This is a genomic window from Streptomyces sp. iso_384 (assembly GCF_056172905.1).
On record NZ_JBWBTT010000001.1, the window covers coordinates 2,968,679 to 2,989,657 of the forward strand.

Genomic DNA, 20,979 nt, shown 5'->3' on the forward strand with positions numbered 1-20,979 from the left:
GAGCGGGATGACGGCGATGCGCCGCGGCCGACGGCTCGCCGTCGACGTCGGGGACGCCCGGATCGGGGTCGCCTCGTGCGACCCCGACGGGATCCTGGCCACGCCTGTGGAGACCGTGCCGGGACGTGATGTCCCGGCCGCCCACCGGCGGCTCCGCGGACTCGTCGAGGAGTACGAGCCGATCGAGGTCATCCTCGGCCTGCCGCGCTCCCTCGGCGGCGGCGAGGGCCCCGCGGCCGCCAAGGTCCGGGAGTTCGCGCAGGTGTTCGCTCGTTCGATCGCGCCCGTTCCGGTGCGACTGGTGGACGAGAGGATGACCACAGTGACGGCCGCTCAGGGGATGCGCGCCTCGGGCGTGAAGTCCAAGAAGGGCCGGTCTGTCATCGACCAGGCTGCCGCTGTGGTGATCCTTCAGAACGCTCTGGAGTCCGAACGGGCGTCTGGCAATCCCCCCGGTGAGGGCGTCGAAGTGGTTGTCTGATCGCGATACGGTAACGTTCCGCGCGATGCGGCGGTGTTCGAACAAACACCGCACAGCGAAGCGAAGAGACGGAACGGCGTCTCGCGGCTCTAGGGGATCGATGACTGAGTATGGCCGGGGCCCCGGCTCCGAACCGTGGCATCCCGAGGACCCCTTGTACGGGGACCAGGGATGGGGAGGCCCGCAGGCCGCCCACGGCGAGGGTCAGTACGGCGACCAGCAGCAGTCCTATCCGCAGGACCCGTACGCCCAGCAGTACCAGGGCCACCAGCAGTACCCGCAGCAGCCGTACGACCAGCATCAGCAGCACCAGCAGTACGGGCAGCAGCCGCAGCAGAACCATCAGCAGCAGTACGGCGCGCCCCAGCAGGACCCGTACGCCCAGCAGCAGAGTGCCCAGCCGCAGTACAACGGCGGCTGGGACACCGGGCAGCAGTCCGCCATGCCGTACGGGGCCGAGCCCCAGGACCCGTACGCGCAGCAGCCCGGCGGCTACGACGCGACGCAGGACTACTACGGCACCCCCGAGGCCTACCCGCCGCCGCAGCCCCCGGGCCGCCGCGAGGCCTTGCCTGACCAGCAGCAACACCAGGAACAGCACCAGGAACAGCACCAGCAACACCAGGAACAGCACCAGCAGCAGCCGTCGACGGACTGGGACCCGGACGAGCCGCAGGAAGAGACGCATCCTTTCTTCACCGGTGCGGACGATCCGGCCGGCCGTGAGCCGCGTGACGGCGACGACGACCCGGATGACGACGGATCGCGCGCTTCGCGCCGGGGTGGCAAGAACAAGAAGAAGAGCCGCAGCGGCTGTGCCTGCCTGGTGGTCTCCGTCGTCCTGCTCGGTGGCCTCGGCGGAGTCAGCTATGTCGGCTACACCTTCTGGAAGAAGCAGTTCGGCGCTCCGGCCGACTTCGCGGGGGCGGGCACCGGCGAGGTCGAGGTCGAGATCCCGGAAGGTTCGCTCGGCTACGACATCGCCAACATCCTGCGCAAGAAGGGCGTGATCAAGTCCTCCGACGCCTTCGTCGCGGCGCAGAACGACAACCCCAAGGGCAAGTTGCTCCAGGCGGGCGTCTACCTCCTGAAGAAGGAGATGTCCGCCGCCAGCGCGATCGACCTGATGCTCGACCCCAAGAGCCAGAACGCGTTCGTGATCCCGGAGGGGACCCGCAACGTCAAGGTCTATGCCGAGATCGACAAGCGGCTGGAGCTGAAGAAGGGCACCACGGCGAAGATCGCCAAGACCAAGGCGGAGTCGCTGGGCCTGCCCGACTGGGCGGACGACAACCCGGATGTGAAGGACCCGCTGGAGGGCTTCCTCTACCCGGCGGCCTACCCGGTTGCCAAGGGGTCCAAGCCCGAGGACGCGCTGAAGCGGATGGTCGCGCGGGCGAACAAGGAGTACGGCAAACTCGACCTGGAGGCCAGCGCGAAGAAGCTCGGCCTGAAGACCCCTTGGGAGCTCATCACCGTCGCGAGCCTCGTGCAGGTCGAGGGCAAGTACAAGCACGACTTCGACAAGGTTGCCCGCGTCGTCTACAACCGGCTCAAGCCGGGCAACATGGAGACCGTCGGACGGCTGGAATTCGACTCCACGGTCAACTACATCAAGGGCCAGAGCACGCTGGACATCGGTGCCGTCGACGATCTGCGGAAGATCGACGACCCCTACAACACGTACAAGATCATCGGCCTGCCGTCCGGTCCGATCAGCAATCCGGGTGCGGATGCCCTGCACTCGGCGATGAATCCCACACCGGGCCCCTGGTACTACTTCGTCTCGATCAACGAGGACAAGACCGTCTTCGCCGAGACCAACAAGGAGCACGAGAAGAACCGGCGGGAGTACGAGGACGGGAAGGCCGGCCAGTGAGTGCACCACGCCGGGCCGCCGTCCTCGGCGCGCCCATCGCCCACTCCCTCTCCCCGGTCCTGCACCGCGCCGCCTACGCCGAACTGGGCCTGGAGCACTGGTCCTACGACCGGTACGAGGTCGACGAGGCGGCGCTGCCCGGATTCATCGAGGGTCTTGACGCCTCCTGGGCAGGGCTGTCCCTGACCATGCCGCTCAAGCGCGCGATCATCCCGCTGCTCGACGAGATCAGCGCGACGGCCGCCTCCGTGGAGGCCGTCAACACGGTCGTGTTCACCGAGGACGGCCGCCGCGTCGGTGACAACACCGACATCCCCGGCATGATCGCCGCCCTGTGCGAACGCGGCGTCGACAAGGTCGAGACCGCCGCCGTCCTCGGCGCCGGCGCCACCGCCTCCTCCGCGCTGGCCGCGCTCGCGGCGATCTGCGCCGGACCGGTCACCGCCTATGTACGCAGCCCCGAGCGTGCGGCCGAGATGCGCGCCTGGGGGGACCGGCTCGGCGTCGACGTCGTGATCGCCGACTGGGCGGACGCGGCGGCGGCGTCGAGCGCGCCGCTCGTCATCGCCACCACCCCGGCCGGAGCCACCGACGCGCTGGCCGGATCCGTACCGGAGACCCCCGGCATCCTCTTCGACGTGCTGTACGAGCCGTGGCCCACCGCGCTCGCCGCCGCCTGGTCGGCGCACGGCGGGGCGGTGGTCGGCGGACTCGACCTCCTCGTGCACCAGGCCCTGCTCCAGGTCGAGCAGATGACCGGCCGTGTTCCGGCCCCGCTGGCCGCCATGCGGCAGGCCGGGGAAGCGGCGCTCGCCGCCCGCTGACCGACCACTCGTCGGGCTCCGCCAGTCCGTCTGCTGGACCGGCGGCCGGATCGTGTCCAGGGTCGTGGGAGGATCGGAGGCGGCGGGCCAGGGCCGCGCACCCGGTGGCGCCGTTGGATTCAGGCGCGAGCATGAGGAGCACCGTTGAGCAGGTTGCGCTGGCTGACCGCAGGCGAGTCGCACGGTCCCGCACTGGTGGCGACGCTGGAGGGTCTTCCCGCCGGTGTCCCGATCACCACGGAGATGGTGGCGGAGGCGCTGGCCAGGCGACGGCTCGGTTACGGGCGCGGTGCGCGGATGAAGTTCGAGAAGGACGAGGTCACCTTCCTCGGCGGCGTACGCCACGGCCTCACCATGGGCTCCCCGGTCGCCGTCATGGTCGGCAACACCGAGTGGCCCAAGTGGGAGCAGGTCATGTCGGCCGACCCGGTCGACCCGGAGGAGCTGGCGAAGCTCGCCCGTAACGCCCCGCTGACCCGGCCCCGGCCCGGCCACGCCGACCTCGCGGGGATGCAGAAGTACGGCTTCGACGAGGCCCGGCCGATCCTGGAGCGCGCCAGTGCCCGGGAGACCGCCGCCCGCGTGGCCCTCGGGACCGTCGCCCGCTCCTACCTCAAGGAGACCGCGGGCATCGAGATCGTCAGCCATGTCGTCGAGCTGGCCGCCGCGAAGGCGCCGTACGGCGTCCTCCCGGTCCCCGCCGACGTGGAGAAGCTGGACGCCGACCCGGTCCGCTGCCTGGACGCCGACGCGTCCAAGGCGATGGTGGCCGAGATCGACCAGGCCCACAAGGACGGCGACACCCTCGGCGGTGTCGTCGAGGTGCTGGCGTACGGCGTGCCCGTCGGGCTCGGCTCGCACGTGCACTGGGACCGGCGTCTGGACGCCCGGCTCGCCGCCGCGCTCATGGGCATCCAGGCCATCAAGGGCGTCGAGGTCGGCGACGGCTTCGAGCTGGCCCGGGTCCCCGGCTCGAAGGCGCACGACGAGATCGTCGCCACCGACGAGGGCATCCGGCGCACCTCCGGGCGTTCCGGCGGCACCGAGGGCGGCCTCACCACCGGCGAACTGCTGCGCGTGCGCGCCGCGATGAAGCCCATCGCGACCGTGCCGCGCGCGCTGGCCACCGTGGACGTCACCACCGGCGAGGCCACCAAGGCCCACCACCAGCGCTCCGACGTCTGCGCCGTCCCGGCGGCGGGCATCGTCGCGGAGGCGATGGTCGCCCTGGTCCTGGCCGACGCGGTCGCGGAGAAGTTCGGCGGCGACAGCGTGGCCGAGACCCGCCGCAACGTCCAGTCGTACCTCGACCACCTCCAGATCCGATGAGCGGCCCCCTGGTCGTCCTCGTCGGCCCGATGGGCGTCGGCAAGTCCACCGTCGGCGAACTGCTCGCCGCCCGGCTCGGCACCACCTACCGGGACACCGACGCGGACGTCGTCGCCGAGGCCGGCAAGCCGATCGCGGAGATCTTCTACGACGAGGGCGAGGAGCACTTCCGGGCCCTGGAGCGCCGGGCCGTCGAGGCGGCCGTCGCCGGGCACCCGGGCGTCCTCTCCCTCGGTGGCGGAGCCGTCCTGGACCGGGCGACCAGGGAGCTGCTGGCCGGCCGACCGGTCGTCTACCTCTCCATGGACGTGGACGAGGCCGTCCGCCGCGTCGGCCTCGGCGCCGCCCGCCCGCTCCTCGCGGTCAACCCTCGCCGGCAGTGGCGCGAGCTGATGGACGCCCGCCGCCACCTCTACGAAGAGGTCGCCCGTACCGTCGTCGCCACCGACGAACACACCCCCGAAGAGGTCGCCCAGGCGATCATCGACGCACTGGAACTGCCGGAGGGCGCTGCCGCCCCCGGCGTGGAGAACACCGGCATGACGCAGCAGGGCCCCACCCGCATCCAGGTCGCAGGCTCCGCGGGCTCCGACCCGTACGAGGTCCTCGTCGGCCACCAGCTTCTCGGCGAGCTGCCCCAGCTCATCGGCGACCGCGCCCAGCGGGTCGCCGTGCTGCACCCCGAGGCGCTCGCCGAGACCGGGGAGGCGGTCCGCCAGGACCTCGCCGACCAGGGCTACGAGGCCATCGCCATCCAGCTGCCCAACGCGGAGGAGGCCAAGACCGTCGAGGTCGCCGCCTACTGCTGGAAGGCGCTCGGCCAGACCGGCTTCACCCGCACCGACGTCATCGTCGGCATCGGCGGCGGCGCCACCACGGACGTCGCCGGGTTCGTCGCGGCCAGCTGGCTGCGCGGGGTCCGCTGGATCGCGATCCCGACCACCGTGCTCGGCATGGTCGACGCGGCCGTCGGCGGCAAGACCGGCATCAACACCGCCGAGGGCAAGAACCTCGTCGGCGCCTTCCACCCGCCCGCCGGGGTCCTCTGCGACCTCGCCGCGCTCGCATCGCTGCCGGTCAACGACTACGTCTCCGGCATGGCCGAGATCATCAAGGCCGGATTCATCGCCGACCCGGTCATCCTCGACCTGGTCGAGGCCGACCCCGAGGGCGCGCGCACCCCGGCCGGTCCGCACACCGCCGAACTGATCGAGCGGTCCATCCGGGTCAAGGCCGAGGTCGTCTCCAGCGACCTCAAGGAGTCCGGACTCCGCGAGATCCTCAACTACGGCCACACCCTGGCCCACGCCATCGAGAAGAACGAGCGCTACAAGTGGCGCCACGGCGCGGCCGTCTCCATCGGCATGGTCTTCGCCGCCGAGCTGGGCCGGCTCGCCGGACGCCTCGACGACGCCACCGCCGACCGGCACCGCAGCGTCCTGGAGTCGGTGGGCCTGCCGCTCGCCTACCGCGGCGACCAGTGGCCCAAGCTGCTGGAGAACATGAAGGTCGACAAGAAGTCCCGCGGCGACCTGCTGCGCTTCATCGTCCTGGACGGCATCGGCAAGCCCACCGTCCTGGAGGGTCCCGACCCGGCCGTGCTGCTCGCCGCCTACGGGGAGGTATCCGCGTGACCCGCAGGGTCCTCGTCCTGAACGGCCCCAACCTCGGCCGGCTCGGCTCGCGCGAGCCCGACGTCTACGGGGCCACCTCCTACGCCGGACTCGTCGAGACCTGCACCGCGCTCGGCAAGGAGCTCGGCTTCGACGTCGAGGTGCGCGAGACCAACGACGAGGGCGAGCTGATCCGGTGGCTCCACGAGGCGGCGGACGGATCGATTCCGGTCGTTCTCAACCCGGGCGCCTTCACGCACTACTCGTACGGGATGCGGGACGCGGCGGCCCAGCGCACCGCCCCGCTGATCGAGGTGCACATCTCCAACCCGTACACCCGCGAGGAGTTCCGGCACACGTCCGTGGTCGCCGCGGTGGCCACGGGCACGGTGGCCGGGTTCGGCATCGGCTCCTACCGGCTCGCCCTGCGCGCCCTGGCCGACGAACTGACGGATTGACGGACCGGCATGGACCGAAACGGACTGACACCGACCGGTTGATGCCCGGACCGGCGTACGGAGGTCCGGTGTACGGACGGGCACCGACGCGATGCCCGTCCGCCTCCGTACGGCCGGCGGGCACTTCGCACCCTCCCGGGCCGTTCACCCCGAGACGGCCCGGGAAGGTACGGTAGCCGTCCCATCAGCGTCAGTTGCGGTTACGAGACGGAGTGGCACCGGATGCAGCACGCAGTGGGGGCCCCGCTGCCGCCGCCCCACGGACCCGGTATCGGGCACGTCGGCCGGCCGTACCAGGCCCAGCACCCCGGTCACCCCGGCACGCCCCCGATACCCCCGCCGCCCCCCGCGCCCGGTCAGGCACCGCCTCTCCAGGGCCCCGGTCAGGCCCCGCCGCCGCCCGCTCCGGGGCAGGGCCCGCCCCCTCCGGCTCCGGGCCAGGCACCGCCTCCGCAGGCTCCCGGCCAGGCCCCGCAGCACGGCTGGAGCGGCACCGGCCCCACGCCCCCCGCCAGGGAGGCCGTCGGGCACACCGGGCACGTCCAGCTGCCCCCGGGCGGGCCCGTACCGCTGCCCGCGCCCCCCGCCGAGCCCGGCACCGGCGGTGCGACGCTCGCCGTGCTGCTCATCGGCCCGGCCGGGGCGGGCAAGACCACCGTCGCCAAGCTCTGGGCGGCCCGTCGCCGGGTGCCCACCGCCCATGTGTCCCTCGACGACGTCCGCGAATGGGTCTGCTCCGGCTTCGCCGACCCGCAGGCCGGCTGGAACGACCACTCCGAGGCGCAGTACCGCCTGGCCCGCCGCACCTGCGGCTTCGCCGCCCGTAACTTCCTCGCCAACGGCATCTCCTGCATCCTCGACGACGCCGTCTTCCCCGACCGCCCGGTCGTCGGCCTCGGCGGCTGGAAGCGCCATGTGGGCCCCGGCCTGCTGCCCGTGGTCCTGCTGCCCGGCCTGGAGATCGTCCTGGAGCGCAACGCCGCCCGCAGCGGCAACCGCAGGCTCTCCGACGAGGAGGTCGCCCGCATCCACGGCCGGATGGCCGGCTGGTACGGCTCCGGCCTCCCGATCATCGACAACTCCACGTACGACGTCGAGACCACCGCCCGCGTCCTGGACGACGTGCTGGCCCGCTCCATCGCGAGCCCGCCCGCCTGGTAACCGCGCGGAGCCGGTGGTTGCCGGGAGGGCAGGACCGCCCCGTGACAGTCGCGGGACCGGCCTGCGGCCGTCGCGCTCCGGCGGCCCGGCCCCCCCCGGTCGGGTGCGCTGGCCGGGCGGCCTTCCGCCCCCGCTCGTACGCTCGAACCATGTCAGAGGTGCACGCCGTCCGACGCGGGCTGCTCCGCGACCGGTGCGCCGCCGCGGGCTCCGCGGCCGCCCTGGTCTCCCGCCCCGCCAACGTCCGCTATCTCGCGGGCGGAGCGCCGCCCGGCGCCGTGCTGCTGCTCGGCCCCGGCGAGGACGTTCTGCTCTGCCCCCGCGCCCCGACCGGTGAACCCGCCCACGGGCGGCCCGACGAGGCGCTCCGGATCGACCTCCTGCCCGTACCGGACGCGGACCCGGTGGTCGCCGCCGCCGGCCTCGCCGCCGCGTCCGGCGCGGGTTCGCTCGCCGTCGAGGAGCACGACCTGACCGTGGCCCGGCACCGTGCCATGGGGAAGGCCGCTCCGCGCCTGGACCTGGCCGATCTGGGTTTCACCGTGGAGCAGCAGCGGATCGTCAAGGACGAGGAGGAGATCGGCTGCCTCCGGATCGCCGCCGAGATCACCGACCAGGCCCTCGGCGAACTCCTCGAATCGATCCTGGTCGGCCGCACCGAGCGCCACCTCGCCCTCGAACTGGAGCGCCGTCTGGTCGACCACGGGGCGGACGGCCCCGCCTTCGCCACCTCCGTGGCCACCGGCCCCAACTCCGGCCAGGGCCGCCACCGGCCCTCCGACCGCAGGGTGGAGGAGGGGGATTTCCTCTCCGTCCGGCTGGGCGCGAGCTACCACGGCTACCGCTGCGAGATCGGCCGGACCTTCGTCATCGGCACCGCGCCCGCCGAGTGGCAGATCGAGCTCTACGACCTCGTTTTCGCCGCTCAGAGGGCCGGCCGGGAAGCTCTGGCACCGGGGGCCGCCTACCGGGACGTGGACCGGGCGGCCCGGCACCTGCTGGAATCCGCGGGGCACGGAGAGGGGCTTCAGCCGAGGACCGGGCACGGTGTGGGGCTCGAAATCGAGGAGGACCCGCAACTGGCACCTACAGCCATGGGTAAACTGGACGCTTGTGTGCCGGTCACCGTCGAACCGGGGGTCCACCTCCCGGGCCGGGGCGGTGTCCGGATCGATGACACGCTCGTCGTGCGCCCCGAGGCGGACGGCGGACCCGAGCTACTCACCATGACGACCAAGGAACTGCTCGCGCTCTAGCGCGCATCCTCGGTCGTTCCACCAGCTTCAGTCCAGGAGATTCCGCAACCGTGGCTTCCACGAACGACCTCAAGAACGGCCTGGTGCTCAAGCTCGACGGAGGCCAGCTCTGGTCCGTCGTCGAGTTCCAGCACGTCAAGCCCGGCAAGGGCCCCGCCTTCGTGCGCACCAAGCTCAAGAACGTGCTCTCCGGCAAGGTCGTCGACAAGACGTTCAACGCCGGCGTGAAGGTCGATACGGCCACCATTGACCGCCGTGACATGCAGTTCTCGTACATGGACGGCGAGTACTTCGTCTTCATGGACATGGACACGTACGACCAGCTCATGGTCGACCGCAAGGCCGTCGGCGACGCCGCCAACTTCCTGATCGAGGGCTTCACCGCCTCCGTCGCCCAGCACGAGGGCGAGGTGCTCTACGTCGAGCTGCCCGCCGCCGTCGAGCTGACGATCCAGCACACCGACCCGGGCGTGCAGGGCGACCGCTCCACCGGCGGCACCAAGCCCGCCACCCTGGAGACCGGTTACGAGATCGGCGTGCCGCTCTTCATCAGCACCGGCGAGAAGATCAAGGTCGACACCCGCTCGGGCGACTACCTCGGCCGGGTGAACAGCTAACCGTGGCTGCCCGGAACAAGGCCCGCAAGCGCGCCTTCCAGATCCTTTTCGAGGCCGACCAGCGCGGTGAGTCCGTGCAGAGCGTCCTCGCGGACTGGGTTCGGCACTCGCGGACCGACGACCGTCAGCCGCCGGTCGGCGAATTCACGATGGAGCTCGTCGAGGGGTACGCGCAGTACGCGGACCGGATCGACGACCTCATCGTCACCTACGCTGTGGACTGGGAGATCGACCGTATGCCGGTCGTCGACCGGAGCATCCTGCGGCTCGGTGCGTACGAGCTGATCTGGATGGACGAGACCCCGGACGCCGTGGTGATCGACGAGGCCGTCCAGCTCGCCAAGGAGTTCTCCACCGATGACTCCCCGTCCTTCGTGAACGGCCTGCTGGCCCGTTTCAAGGACCTCAAGCCGAACCTCCGCCGGGAGCAGTAGCCCCGGCCGCGACGGTTCGGTCGCACACGCCTCGAAGGGCCCACGGTCAGCCGTGGGCCCTTCGGTGTACCCGCCGCGACACCGGGCACACAAACGCCGGGCGGGCGGGAACCCGAAGGTCCCCGCCCGCCCGGCGGCACGTTTCTGCTGTGGGGTCCGCTTGCTCAGCCCTCGTCGTGGGCGACCGCGCGGCGCGCGTCCGCGTCCAGCACGCCCCAGCTGATGAGCTGCTCCGTGAGCACGGAAGGCGACTGGTCGTAGATCACGGCGAGCGTGCGCAGGTCGTCCTGGCGGATCGAGAGCACCTTGCCGTTGTAGTCACCGCGCTGGCTCTGGATGGTCGCCGCGTAGCGCTGCAGCGGACCGGCCTTCTCCGGCGGGACGTGGGCGAGGCGCTCCAGGTCCAGAACGAGCTTCGGCGGCGGCTCGGCGGCTCCGCCCGGCGTCGTGCCGGGCAGCAGCTCCTGCACCGGGACCCCGTAGAAGTCCGCCAGCTCGGCGAGGCGCTGCACGGTCACGGCACGGTCGCCGCGCTCGTACGAACCGACCACGACGGCCTTCCAGCGACCCTGGGACTTCTCCTCCACGCCGTGGAGGGAAAGGCCCTGCTGGGTGCGGATGGCACGGAGTTTGGCCCCGAGCTGCTTTGCGTATTCGCTGGACATATGGCTCCCCGGACGCTGGAACAGTGTGCGGCTCCGCCGCGTGGCTGGTAACTCACTGTGAGGTTACGCAGCGTTACTTGGATGCGTCAAGCCGAATGGTCCGGACCGGCACCTCCCGGGGGCGGGGTCAGGGCCGAGCGCAAGCCCTGGTAGCGTGGATGACGCAATTTCGACGTCCTTTAACGATCCGTCCCGTGAGGCGGAGAAGGAGGTCCGTTTCTTATGGACGCACAGCACGACGACACCGGCAACGCGGCGCGCCCCGTTCTCGAGGCCCCCGACATCGCCCGTGTTCTGACCCGTATCGCCCACGAGATCGTCGAACGCGCCAAGGGCGCCGACGACGTGGTGCTGCTCGGCATTCCGACGCGGGGCGTGTTCCTCGCCCGCCGGCTCGCCGACAAGCTCGAACAGATCACCGGCCGGAAGACGCCGGTCGGGTCGCTCGACATCACGATGTACCGCGACGACCTGCGGCTGCGTCCGGCGCGCGCCCTGGCCCGCACCGACATCCCCGGCGAGGGGATCGAGGGCAGCCTGGTCGTCCTGGTCGACGACGTGCTCTTCTCCGGCCGCACGATCCGCGCCGCCCTCGACGCGCTCGGCGACATCGGCCGCCCGCGTGCGGTGCAGCTCGCGGTCCTCGTCGACCGCGGCCACCGGGAGCTCCCGATCCGCGCGGACTACGTCGGCAAGAACCTCCCCACGTCGCTGCGGGAGACGGTCAAGGTCCAGCTCGCCGAGGAGGACGGCCGCGACGCCGTGCTGCTCGGCGTCAAGCAGACCGCCCCCGCGGACGCGCAGTAGCCCGAGCTCTCCCGTACGCCCTTGTGGGGGCGTACGGCGCCCTTCTGCGCGCCCGCATGTCTGAAACTCCCTCCAGCCACCCGGAGAACCCCAGATGAAGCGTCACCTCATCTCGGCCGCCGACCTCACTCGCGACGACGCCGTCCTGATCCTCGACACCGCCGAGGAGATGGCCCGGGTCGCGGACCGGCCGATCAAGAAGCTCCCCACCCTGCGCGGCCGTACCGTCGTCAACCTCTTCTTCGAGGACTCGACCCGTACCCGCATCTCCTTCGAGGCGGCCGCCAAGCGGCTGTCCGCCGACGTCATCAACTTCTCCGCCAAGGGCTCCTCCGTCTCCAAAGGCGAGTCGCTCAAGGACACCGCGCTGACCCTGGAGGCGATGGGCGCCGACGCCGTCGTCATCCGGCACGGCGCCTCCGGCGCCCCCTACCGGCTCGCCACCTCCGGCTGGATCGACGGGGCCGTGGTCAACGCCGGGGACGGCACCCACGAGCACCCCACCCAGGCCCTGCTGGACGCCTTCACCATGCGCCGCCGGCTCGTCGGCCCCGACGCCGGGCTCGGCCGCGACCTGGACGGCCGCCGCATCACGATCGTCGGCGACATCCTGCACAGCCGCGTCGCCCGCTCCAACGTCCACCTGCTGACCACGCTCGGCGCGCACGTCACCCTGGTGGCCCCGCCCACCCTCGTTCCCGTGGGCGTCGAACAGTGGCCCTGCGACGTCAGCTACAGCCTCGACGACGTGCTGGCGAAGTCGGATGCGGTGATGATGCTGCGTGTGCAGCGCGAACGGATGAACGCCGCGTACTTCCCGACCGAGCGCGAATACTCCCGCCGCTACGGCCTGGACGGCGAGCGGATGGCGAAGATGCCCGAACACGCCGTCGTCATGCACCCCGGCCCGATGGTCCGCGGCATGGAGATCACGGCCGAGGTCGCCGACTCCGACCGCTGCACGGTCGTCGAGCAGGTCGCCAACGGCGTCTCCATCCGCATGGCCGTGCTCTACCTGCTGCTCGGCGGCTCCGACACCGCGCTGTCCGCCGCCCCCGCCCGTACCGAGGAGAACAAGTAACCATGAGCAAGATCCTTATCCGCGGTGCGCGGGTCCTCGGCGGCGAGCCGCAGGACGTTCTGATCGACGGCGAGACCGTCGCCGAGGTGGGCACCGGCCTCGACGCCGCCGACGCCACCGTGATCGAGGCCGAGGGGCAGATCCTGCTGCCCGGCCTGGTCGACCTGCACACCCATCTGCGCGAGCCCGGCCGCGAGGACTCCGAGACCGTCCTCACCGGCACCAAGGCGGCGGCCGTCGGCGGCTTCACCGCCGTGCACGCCATGGCCAACACCTTCCCCGTCGCCGACACCGCCGGCGTCGTCGAGCAGGTCTGGCGGCTCGGCAAGGAGTCCGGCTACTGCGACGTACAGCCCGTCGGCGCCGTCACCGTCGGCCTGGAGGGCAAGCAGCTCGCCGAGCTCGGCGCGATGCACGACTCCGCCGCCGGGGTGAAGGTCTTCTCCGACGACGGCAAATGCGTCGACGACGCGGTGATCATGCGCCGCGCCCTGGAGTACGTGAAGGCCTTCGACGGCGTCGTCGCCCAGCACGCCCAGGAGCCCCGCCTCACCGAGGGCGCCCAGATGAACGAGGGCATCGTCTCCGCCGAGCTCGGCCTCGGCGGCTGGCCCGCCGTCGCCGAGGAGTCGATCATCGCCCGCGACGTCCTCCTCGCCGCCCACGTCGACTCCCGCGTCCACATCTGCCACCTCTCCACCGCCGGCTCCGTGGAGATCGTCCGCTGGGCCAAGTCCAAGGGCTGGAACGTCACCGCCGAGGTCACCCCGCACCACCTCCTCCTCACCGACGAGCTGGTCCGCAGCTACAACCCGGTCTACAAGGTGAACCCGCCGCTGCGCACCGAGGCCGACGTCCTGGCCCTGCGCGAGGCGCTCGCCGACGGCACGATCGACTGCGTCGCCACCGACCACGCCCCGCACCCGCACGAGGACAAGGACTGCGAGTGGGCCGCGGCCGCCATGGGCATGGTGGGCCTGGAGACCGCGCTCTCGGTCGTCCAGCAGACGATGGTGGACACCGGCCTGATCGACTGGGCGGGCGTCGCCGACCGCATGTCCTTCCGCCCCGCGGCCATCGGCCGGCTCGAAGGACACGGCCGCCCCGTCTCGGCGGGTGAGCCCGCCAACCTCACGCTGGTCGATCCGGCATACCGTGGAGTCGTGGACCCCGCGGGCTTCGCGTCCCGCAGCCGCAACACCCCCTACGAGGGCCGTGAGCTGCCGGGCCGCGTCACCCACACCTTCCTGCGGGGCCGTGCCACGGTCGTCGACGGGAAGCTCGCGTGACAACTCTGACCCCCCTGTACCACCTGGCCGCCGAGCAGAAGTCGGCGGAAGTGACGGACTGGGCCGCCCGTATCGCCTGGGTGGTCGGCCTGTTCGTCTTCATCGCCCTCGTCTACTGGCTGATGCGCCAGGGCTGGAAGTGGCGCGCCAGTCTCCAGTCGGACCTGCCCGAGCTCCCGGCCACCCCCGAGGGCTTCGCCGACGACGAGACGCTGCTGACCCTCCAGGGGCGCTACCACGCCTCCACCACCGCCGGGCACTGGCTCGACCGGATCGTCGCGCACGGCCTCGGCACCCGCAGCCGTACCGAGCTCACGCTCACCGCCCGCGGCCTGGACGTCGTACGCCCCGGAGCGGCCGACTTCTTCATCCCGGCCGACGCCCTGCGTGAGGCCCGCCTCGACAAGGCGCTCGCGGGCAAGGTCCTCCCCGAGGGCGGCCTGCTGATCATCACCTGGGAGCACGGCGGGACGATGATCGACTCCGGCTTCCGCTCCGACCGCGCCGCCGAGCACCCGGCCTGGGTCGACGCCGTCAACCACCTCACCAGCACCACGACGGAAGGCACCGCACGATGACGATCTCCACCCGGGGGGCCCACACCCCCGCCGTTCTCGTCCTGGAGGACGGCCGCGCCTTCCGCGGCCGTGCCTACGGGGCCGTGGGGGAGACCTTCGGCGAAGCGGTGTTCTCCACCGGCATGACCGGCTACCAGGAAACGCTGACGGACCCCTCGTACCACCGGCAGGTCGTCGTCATGACGGCCCCGCACGTCGGCAACACCGGCGTCAACGACGAGGACCCCGAGTCCGGCCGCATCTGGGTCTCCGGCTACGTCGTCCGCGACCCCGCCCGCAAGCCCTCCAACTGGCGTTCGCAGCGCTCGCTGGACGAGGAACTGGCGCAGCAGGGCGTCGTCGGCATCAGCGGCGTCGACACCCGCGCCCTCACCCGCCACCTGCGCGAGCGCGGGGCGATGCGCGTCGGGATCTTCTCCGGCAACGCCATTCCCGACGAGGGCACCCTCCTCGCCAAGGTCCGCCAGGCCCCCGAGATGACCGGCGCCGACCTCTCCGCCGAGGTCGCCACCAAGAAGGCCTACGTCGTCCCCGCGATCGGCACGAAGAAGTTCACCGTCGCCGCGATCGACCTCGGCATCAAGGGCATGACCCCGCACCGGATGGCCGAGCGCGGCATCGAGGTCCACGTGCTGCCCGCCACCGCCACCCTGGAAGAGGTGTACGCGGTCCGGCCCGACGGCGTCTTCTTCTCCAACGGACCCGGCGACCCGTCCACCGCCGACCACCCGGTCGCCCTGATGCGCGGCGTCCTGGAGCGCTCCACCCCGCTCTTCGGCATCTGCTTCGGCAACCAGATCCTCGGCCGCGCGCTCGGCTTCGGCACCTACAAGCTGAAGTACGGCCACCGCGGCATCAACCAGCCGGTGCAGGACCGCACCACCGGCAAGGTCGAGGTCACCGCGCACAACCACGGCTTCGCCGTCGACGCCCCGCTGGACCAGGTCTCCGACACGGAGTTCGGCCGCGCCGAGGTCTCCCACGTCTGCCTGAACGACCAGGTGGTGGAAGGCCTCCAACTGCTGGACCGGCCCGCCTTCAGCGTCCAGTACCACCCCGAGGCCGCCGCGGGCCCGCACGACGCCGCGTACCTCTTCGACCGCTTCGTTTCCCTGATGGAGGGCCAGCGTGCCTAAGCGCTCCGATATCCAGTCCGTCCTGGTCATCGGCTCCGGCCCGATCGTCATCGGCCAGGCCGCCGAGTTCGACTACTCCGGCACCCAGGCCTGCCGCGTCCTCAAGGCCGAGGGCCTGCGCGTCATCCTGGTGAACTCCAACCCGGCGACGATCATGACCGACCCGGAGATCGCCGACGCCACCTACGTCGAGCCGATCACCCCCGAGTTCGTCGAGAAGATCATCGCCAAGGAGCGCCCCGACGCGCTCCTGCCCACCCTCGGCGGCCAGACCGCGCTGAACACCGCGATCTCCATGCACGAGAACGGTGTCCTGGAGAAGTACGGCGTCGAGCTCATCGGCGCCAACGTCGAGGCGATCAACAAGGGCGAGGACCGCGACCTCTTCAAGGGCGTCGTGGAGGCCGTCAAGGAGAAGATCGGCTACGGCGAGTCCGCCCGCTCCGTCATCTGCCACACGATGGACGACGTCATCGCCGGCGTCGACACCCTCGGCGGCTACCCCGTCGTCGTCCGCCCCTCCTTCACCATGGGCGGCGCCGGCTCCGGCTTCGCCCACGACGAGGAGGAGCTGCGCCGCATCGCCGGACAGGGCCTCACGCTCTCCCCGACCACCGAGGTGCTCCTGGAGGAGTCCATCCTCGGCTGGAAGGAGTACGAGCTGGAGCTGATGCGCGACAGGCACGACAACGTCGTGGTCGTCTGCTCCATCGAGAACTTCGACCCGATGGGCGTCCACACCGGCGACTCGATCACCGTCGCCCCGGCGATGACGCTCACCGACCGCGAGTACCAGCGGCTGCGCGACATCGGCATCGCGATCATCCGCGAGGTCGGCGTCGACACCGGCGGCTGCAACATCCAGTTCGCCATCGACCCCACCGACGGCCGGGTCATCGTCATCGAGATGAACCCGCGCGTCTCCCGCTCCTCGGCGCTCGCCTCCAAGGCCACCGGCTTCCCGATCGCCAAGATCGCCGCCAAGCTGGCCGTCGGCTACACCCTGGACGAGATCCCCAACGACATCACCGAGAAGACGCCGGCCTCCTTCGAGCCGACCCTCGACTACGTCGTCGTCAAGGCCCCGCGCTTCGCCTTCGAGAAGTTCCCCTCCGCCGACTCCACCCTCACCACCACCATGAAGTCGGTGGGCGAGGCCATGGCGATCGGCCGGAACTTCACCGAGGCCCTCCAGAAGGCCCTGCGCTCGCTGGAGAAGAAGGGCTCGCAGTTCGCCTTCACCGGCCCGGTCGGCGACAAGGCCGAGCTGCTCGCCGAAGCGGTCCGACCGACCGACGGCCGCATCAACACCGTCATGCAGGCGATCCGCGCCGGAGCAACCCAGGAAGAGGTCTTCGACGCGACGAAGATCGACCCCTGGTTCGTCGACCAGCTCTTCCTGATCAAGGAGATCGCCGACGAGCTGGCCTCCGCCGAGCGTCTGGACGCCGAGCTGATCGCCGAGGCCAAGCGGCACGGCTTCTCCGACGCCCAGATCGGCGAGATCCGCGGGCTGCGCGAGGATGTCGTCCGCGAGGTCCGGCACGCGCTCGGCATCCGCCCGGTCTACAAGACGGTCGACACCTGCGCCGCCGAGTTCGCCGCGAAGACGCCGTACTTCTACTCCTCCTACGACGAGGAGAGCGAGGTCGCGGCCCGCACCAAGCCGGCCGTGATCATCCTCGGCTCGGGCCCCAACCGCATCGGCCAGGGCATCGAGTTCGACTACTCCTGTGTGCACGCCTCCTTCGCCCTGAGCGACGCGGGCTACGAGACCGTCATGGTCAACTGCAACCCGGAGACCGTCTCCACCGACTACGACACCTCCGACCGGCTCTACTTCGAGCCGCTCACCCTGGAGGACGTCCTGGAGATCGTGCACGCCGAATCGCTGGCGGGCCCGATCGCCGGTGTCATCGTGCAGCTCGGCGGCCAGACCCCGCTCGGTCTCTCGCAGGCGCTCAAGGACAACGGCGTGCCCGTCGTCGGCACCTCCCCGGAGGCCATCCACGCCGCCGAGGACCGGGGCGCCTTCGGCCGGGTCCTGGCCGAGGCCGGACTGCCCGCGCCCAAGCACGGCACCGCCACCACCTTCGGCGAGGCCAAGGCCATCGCCGACGAGATCGGCTACCCCGTCCTCGTACGGCCGTCCTACGTCCTCGGCGGGCGCGGCATGGAGATCGTGTACGACGAGACGCGTCTCGCCTCGTACATCTCCGAGTCCACCGAGATCAGCCCCACCCGGCCGGTCCTGGTCGACCGCTTCCTCGACGACGCCATCGAGATCGACGTGGACGCCCTCTACGACGGCGCCGAGCTGTACCTCGGCGGCGTGATGGAGCACATCGAGGAGGCCGGCATCCACTCCGGCGACTCGGCCTGCGCCCTGCCCCCGATCACCCTCGGCGGCTTCGACATCAAGCGGCTGCGCGCCTCCACCGAGGGCATCGCCAAGGGCGTCGGCGTCCGCGGACTGATCAACATCCAGTTCGCGCTCTCCGGTGACATCCTCTACGTCCTCGAAGCCAACCCGCGCGCCTCCCGCACGGTCCCCTTCACCTCGAAGGCGACCGCCGTCCCGCTCGCCAAGGCCGCCGCCCGCATCTCGCTGGGCGCGACCATCGCCGAGCTGCGCGCGGAGGGCCTGCTGCCGGCGACCGGCGACGGCGGCACCCTGCCGCTGGACGCGCCGATCTCCGTCAAGGAGGCCGTGATGCCGTGGTCGCGCTTCCGCGACATCCACGGCCGCGGTGTCGACACGGTCCTCGGCCCGGAGATGCGCTCCACCGGCGAGGTCATGGGCATCGACTCGGTCTTCGGCACGGCGTACGCCAAGTCGCAGGCCGGCGCCTACGGACCGCTGCCCACCAAGGGCCGCGCGTTCATCTCGGTCGCCAACCGGGACAAGCGCTCGATGATCTTCCCGGCCCGCGAGCTGGTCGCCCACGGCTTCGAGCTGATGGCCACCTCCGGCACCGCCGAGGTCCTCAAGCGCAACGGCATCAACGCCACCATCGTGCGCAAGCAGTCCGAGGGCCCCGGCCCGGGCGGCGAGAAGACCATCGTGCAGCTCATCCACGACGGCGAGGTCGACCTCATCGTCAACACGCCGTATGGCACCGGCGGCCGGCTCGACGGTTACGAGATCCGCACCGCGGCCGTCTCCCGCTCCGTACCGTGCCTGACCACGGTCCAGGCGCTCGCCGCCGCCGTCCAGGGCATCGACGCGCTCAACCACGGCGACGTGGGCGTCCGTTCCCTCCAGGAACACGCGGAACACTTGACCGCGGCGCGCGACTAGCCGCCCGGAGAGGGGGACACCGGAAACGGTGTCCCCCTCTTTGCGAGCCCTGTCGAGCACACGTCGAGCACATCGAGCACCAAGGACATCTCTTCATGTACAAGCTCTTCTTCCGGCTGGTCTTCAAGCGGATGGACCCCGAGCAGGCCCACTACGCCGCCTTCCGCTGGATCCGCCTCGCCGCCCGGACCCCCGTGCTGCGCACCTTCGTCGCCGCCGCGCTCGCCCCCCGCCACAAGGAGCTGCGCACCGAGGCCCTCGGCCTGCGGATGCACGGCCCCTTCGGGCTCGCCGCCGGCTTCGACAAGAACGCCGTCGCGATCGACGGCATGGCGATGCTCGGCTTCGACCACATCGAGATCGGCACCGTCACCGGCGAACCGCAGCCCGGCAACCCCAAGAAGCGCCTCTTCCGGCTCGTCGCCGACCGTGCGCTGATCAACCGCATGGGCTTCAACAACGAGGGCTCCGCCGCCGTCGCCGCCCGGCTGGCCGCCCGCAAGCCGGTCTTCCGCACCACGGTCGGCGTCAACATCGGCAAGACCAAGATCGTGCCCGAGGCCGAGGCCGCCGCCGACTACGTGAAGTCCACCGAGGCGCTGGCCGCCCACGCCGACTACCTGGTCGTCAACGTTTCCTCGCCCAACACCCCCGGCCTGCGCAACCTCCAGGCCACCGAGTCGCTGCGGCCGCTGCTCACCGCCGTACGCGAGGCCGCCGACCGCACCGTCACCACCCGGCGCGTCCCGCTGCTCGTCAAGATCGCCCCGGACCTCGCGGACGAGGACGTCGACGCCGTCGCCGACCTCGCCGTGGAGCTGGGCCTGGACGGCATCATCGCCACCAACACCACCATCGCCCGCGAGAGCCTGGGCCTGAAGTCCGCCCCCGAGCTGGTGGGGGAGACCGGCGGACTCTCCGGCGCGCCCCTCAAGGAGCGCTCGCTGGAGGTCCTGAGCCGCCTGTACGCCCGTGTGGGGGACCGGATCACCCTGGTGGGCGTCGGGGGCGTCGAGACCGCCGAGGACGCCTGGCAGCGCATCCTCGCCGGAGCCACCCTCGTCCAGGGCTACAGCGCCTTCATCTACGAGGGCCCCTGCTACGCCCGCGCGATCCACAAGGGCCTCGCCGCCCGGCTCGCCGCCTCCCCGTACGCCACCCTCGCCGAAGCCGTCGGCGCCGAGACCCGGAAGAAGGCCGCCCTGTGACCACCGAACCCTTCGGCGCCCGCCTGCGCCACGCCATGGACACCCGCGGGCCGCTCTGCGTCGGCATCGACCCGCACGCCTCGCTGCTCACCTCCTGGGGCCTGAACGACGACATCGCGGGCCTGGAGCGCTTCACCCGGACCGTCGTGGAGGCGCTGGCCGACCGGGTCGCCGTCCTCAAGCCGCAGTCCGCGTTCTTCGAGCGCTTCGGATCGCGCGGCGTCGCCGTCCTGGAGAAGGCCGTCGAGGAGGCCCGGGCGGCCGGCGCGCTCGTCCTGATGGACGCCAAGCGCGGCGACATCGGCTCCACCATGGGCGCCTACGCGGCGACCTACCTGGACAAGGACTCGCCGCTCTTCTCGGACGCGGTCACCGTCTCCCCGTACCTGGGCTTCGGCTCGCTGCGCCCGGCGCTGGACGCCGCCGCCGTCTCCGGCGCGGGCGTCTTCGTCCTCGCCCTCACCTCCAACCCGGAGGGCGCCGAGGTCCAGCGGGCCACGGCGGCCGACGGCCGCTCGCTCGCCCAGCTGATGCTCGACCACATGGCGGCGGAGAACGAGGGGGCGGCTCCGCTCGGCTCGGTCGGCGCGGTGGTCGGCGCGACGCTCGGCGACGCGGGAGTGAACCTGGCGATCAACGGACCGCTGCTCGCGCCCGGCATCGGCGCCCAGGGCGCGACCCCCGCGGATCTGCCGACGGTGTTCGGCGACGCGGTGGGCAATGTGGTGCCCAGCGTGAGCCGGGGCGTGCTGCGCCACGGCCCGGACGTGTCCGGGCTGCGCGAAGCGGCCGAGCGGTTCGCGGACGAGGTCCGTCGTGCCGTATCCGGCAGCTGACCCTGACACGTTTACAGCGTGTTGAC

General features: G+C 71.3%; 19 protein-coding genes. 18 read left to right on the forward strand and 1 reads right to left on the reverse strand.

Going from position 1 to position 20,979, the window contains the following annotated elements:
* Nucleotides 1-7 precede the first annotated feature (7 nt).
* From ruvX to nusB, 10 genes are all read left to right on the forward strand, one after another.
* Entirely contained in the window at nucleotides 8-481 is a 474-nt protein-coding gene (gene ruvX, locus AC0VY3_RS13205; RefSeq protein WP_181011087.1) for a Holliday junction resolvase RuvX, read from the forward strand.
* A gap of 100 nt (nucleotides 482-581) precedes the next feature.
* A complete protein-coding gene (mltG, locus tag AC0VY3_RS13210; RefSeq protein WP_475549653.1) occupies nucleotides 582-2,360 on the forward strand; it encodes an endolytic transglycosylase MltG in 1,779 nt (592 codons plus the stop codon).
* On the forward strand, nucleotides 2,357-3,184 hold the full coding sequence (locus AC0VY3_RS13215; RefSeq protein ID WP_475549654.1) for a shikimate dehydrogenase: 828 nt from the start codon (nucleotides 2,357-2,359) through the stop codon (nucleotides 3,182-3,184). Before mltG ends, AC0VY3_RS13215 begins: the two co-directional genes overlap by 4 nt.
* A 144-nt stretch (nucleotides 3,185-3,328) precedes the next feature.
* Complete coding sequence (gene aroC / locus AC0VY3_RS13220; protein WP_475549655.1) at nucleotides 3,329-4,513, forward strand: chorismate synthase; 1,185 nt, start codon at nucleotides 3,329-3,331, stop codon at nucleotides 4,511-4,513.
* Nucleotides 4,510-6,147 (forward strand): 3-dehydroquinate synthase, encoded by a 1,638-nt coding sequence (aroB, locus tag AC0VY3_RS13225; protein WP_475549656.1) that lies wholly within the window; start codon nucleotides 4,510-4,512, stop codon nucleotides 6,145-6,147. The genes aroC and aroB overlap by 4 nt, the downstream gene beginning before the upstream one ends.
* Nucleotides 6,144-6,584 (forward strand): type II 3-dehydroquinate dehydratase, encoded by a 441-nt coding sequence (gene aroQ, locus AC0VY3_RS13230; protein ID WP_003970353.1) that lies wholly within the window; start codon nucleotides 6,144-6,146, stop codon nucleotides 6,582-6,584. The genes aroB and aroQ overlap by 4 nt, the downstream gene beginning before the upstream one ends.
* Nucleotides 6,585-6,806: 222 nt before the next feature.
* The gene (locus AC0VY3_RS13235) at nucleotides 6,807-7,745 is read left to right on the forward strand and encodes an AAA family ATPase (protein ID WP_475549657.1); all 939 of its coding nucleotides are present in this window, start codon (nucleotides 6,807-6,809) and stop codon (nucleotides 7,743-7,745) included.
* 149 nt (nucleotides 7,746-7,894) lie between these two features.
* Nucleotides 7,895-9,001, forward strand: coding sequence for a M24 family metallopeptidase (locus AC0VY3_RS13240; protein ID WP_030085972.1), 1,107 nt, complete (start codon nucleotides 7,895-7,897; stop codon nucleotides 8,999-9,001).
* A gap of 50 nt (nucleotides 9,002-9,051) precedes the next feature.
* Nucleotides 9,052-9,618, forward strand: coding sequence for an elongation factor P (gene efp, locus AC0VY3_RS13245; RefSeq protein ID WP_018515205.1), 567 nt, complete (start codon nucleotides 9,052-9,054; stop codon nucleotides 9,616-9,618).
* Nucleotides 9,619-9,620: 2 nt separating this feature from the next.
* On the forward strand, nucleotides 9,621-10,052 hold the full coding sequence (gene nusB / locus AC0VY3_RS13250; RefSeq protein ID WP_010057335.1) for a transcription antitermination factor NusB: 432 nt from the start codon (nucleotides 9,621-9,623) through the stop codon (nucleotides 10,050-10,052).
* 164 nt (nucleotides 10,053-10,216) lie between these two features.
* Here nusB and bldD read toward each other — a convergent pair whose 3' ends face one another.
* Nucleotides 10,217-10,717 (reverse strand): transcriptional regulator BldD, encoded by a 501-nt coding sequence (bldD, locus tag AC0VY3_RS13255; RefSeq protein ID WP_014157378.1) that lies wholly within the window; start codon nucleotides 10,715-10,717, stop codon nucleotides 10,217-10,219.
* 222 nt (nucleotides 10,718-10,939) lie between these two features.
* On the opposite strand from bldD, the gene pyrR reads away from it, so the two are divergent.
* The 8 genes from pyrR (at nucleotide 10,940) to pyrF (ending at nucleotide 20,953) form a co-directional block, all read left to right on the forward strand.
* On the forward strand, nucleotides 10,940-11,524 hold the full coding sequence (gene pyrR, locus AC0VY3_RS13260; RefSeq protein WP_030085979.1) for a bifunctional pyr operon transcriptional regulator/uracil phosphoribosyltransferase PyrR: 585 nt from the start codon (nucleotides 10,940-10,942) through the stop codon (nucleotides 11,522-11,524).
* Nucleotides 11,525-11,618: 94 nt separating this feature from the next.
* Nucleotides 11,619-12,605, forward strand: a complete 987-nt coding sequence (locus tag AC0VY3_RS13265) for an aspartate carbamoyltransferase catalytic subunit (RefSeq protein ID WP_006123178.1) — start codon at nucleotides 11,619-11,621, stop codon at nucleotides 12,603-12,605.
* Nucleotides 12,606-12,607: 2 nt separating this feature from the next.
* A complete protein-coding gene (locus AC0VY3_RS13270; protein ID WP_242737112.1) occupies nucleotides 12,608-13,894 on the forward strand; it encodes a dihydroorotase in 1,287 nt (428 codons plus the stop codon).
* Nucleotides 13,891-14,472 carry a PH-like domain-containing protein gene (locus AC0VY3_RS13275; RefSeq protein ID WP_475549658.1) on the forward strand — a complete coding sequence of 194 codons (582 nt, stop codon included), beginning with the start codon at nucleotides 13,891-13,893 and terminating at the stop codon, nucleotides 14,470-14,472. The genes AC0VY3_RS13270 and AC0VY3_RS13275 overlap by 4 nt, the downstream gene beginning before the upstream one ends.
* Entirely contained in the window at nucleotides 14,469-15,608 is a 1,140-nt protein-coding gene (gene carA / locus AC0VY3_RS13280) for a glutamine-hydrolyzing carbamoyl-phosphate synthase small subunit (protein ID WP_242737116.1), read from the forward strand. Before AC0VY3_RS13275 ends, carA begins: the two co-directional genes overlap by 4 nt.
* Nucleotides 15,601-18,909 (forward strand): carbamoyl-phosphate synthase large subunit, encoded by a 3,309-nt coding sequence (gene carB / locus AC0VY3_RS13285; RefSeq protein WP_475549659.1) that lies wholly within the window; start codon nucleotides 15,601-15,603, stop codon nucleotides 18,907-18,909. The genes carA and carB overlap by 8 nt, the downstream gene beginning before the upstream one ends.
* A 95-nt stretch (nucleotides 18,910-19,004) precedes the next feature.
* Nucleotides 19,005-20,117 carry a quinone-dependent dihydroorotate dehydrogenase gene (locus AC0VY3_RS13290; RefSeq protein WP_103508895.1) on the forward strand — a complete coding sequence of 371 codons (1,113 nt, stop codon included), beginning with the start codon at nucleotides 19,005-19,007 and terminating at the stop codon, nucleotides 20,115-20,117.
* Nucleotides 20,114-20,953, forward strand: a complete 840-nt coding sequence (gene pyrF / locus AC0VY3_RS13295; RefSeq protein ID WP_030085989.1) for an orotidine-5'-phosphate decarboxylase — start codon at nucleotides 20,114-20,116, stop codon at nucleotides 20,951-20,953. The genes AC0VY3_RS13290 and pyrF overlap by 4 nt, the downstream gene beginning before the upstream one ends.
* Nucleotides 20,954-20,979: the final 26 nt, after the last annotated feature.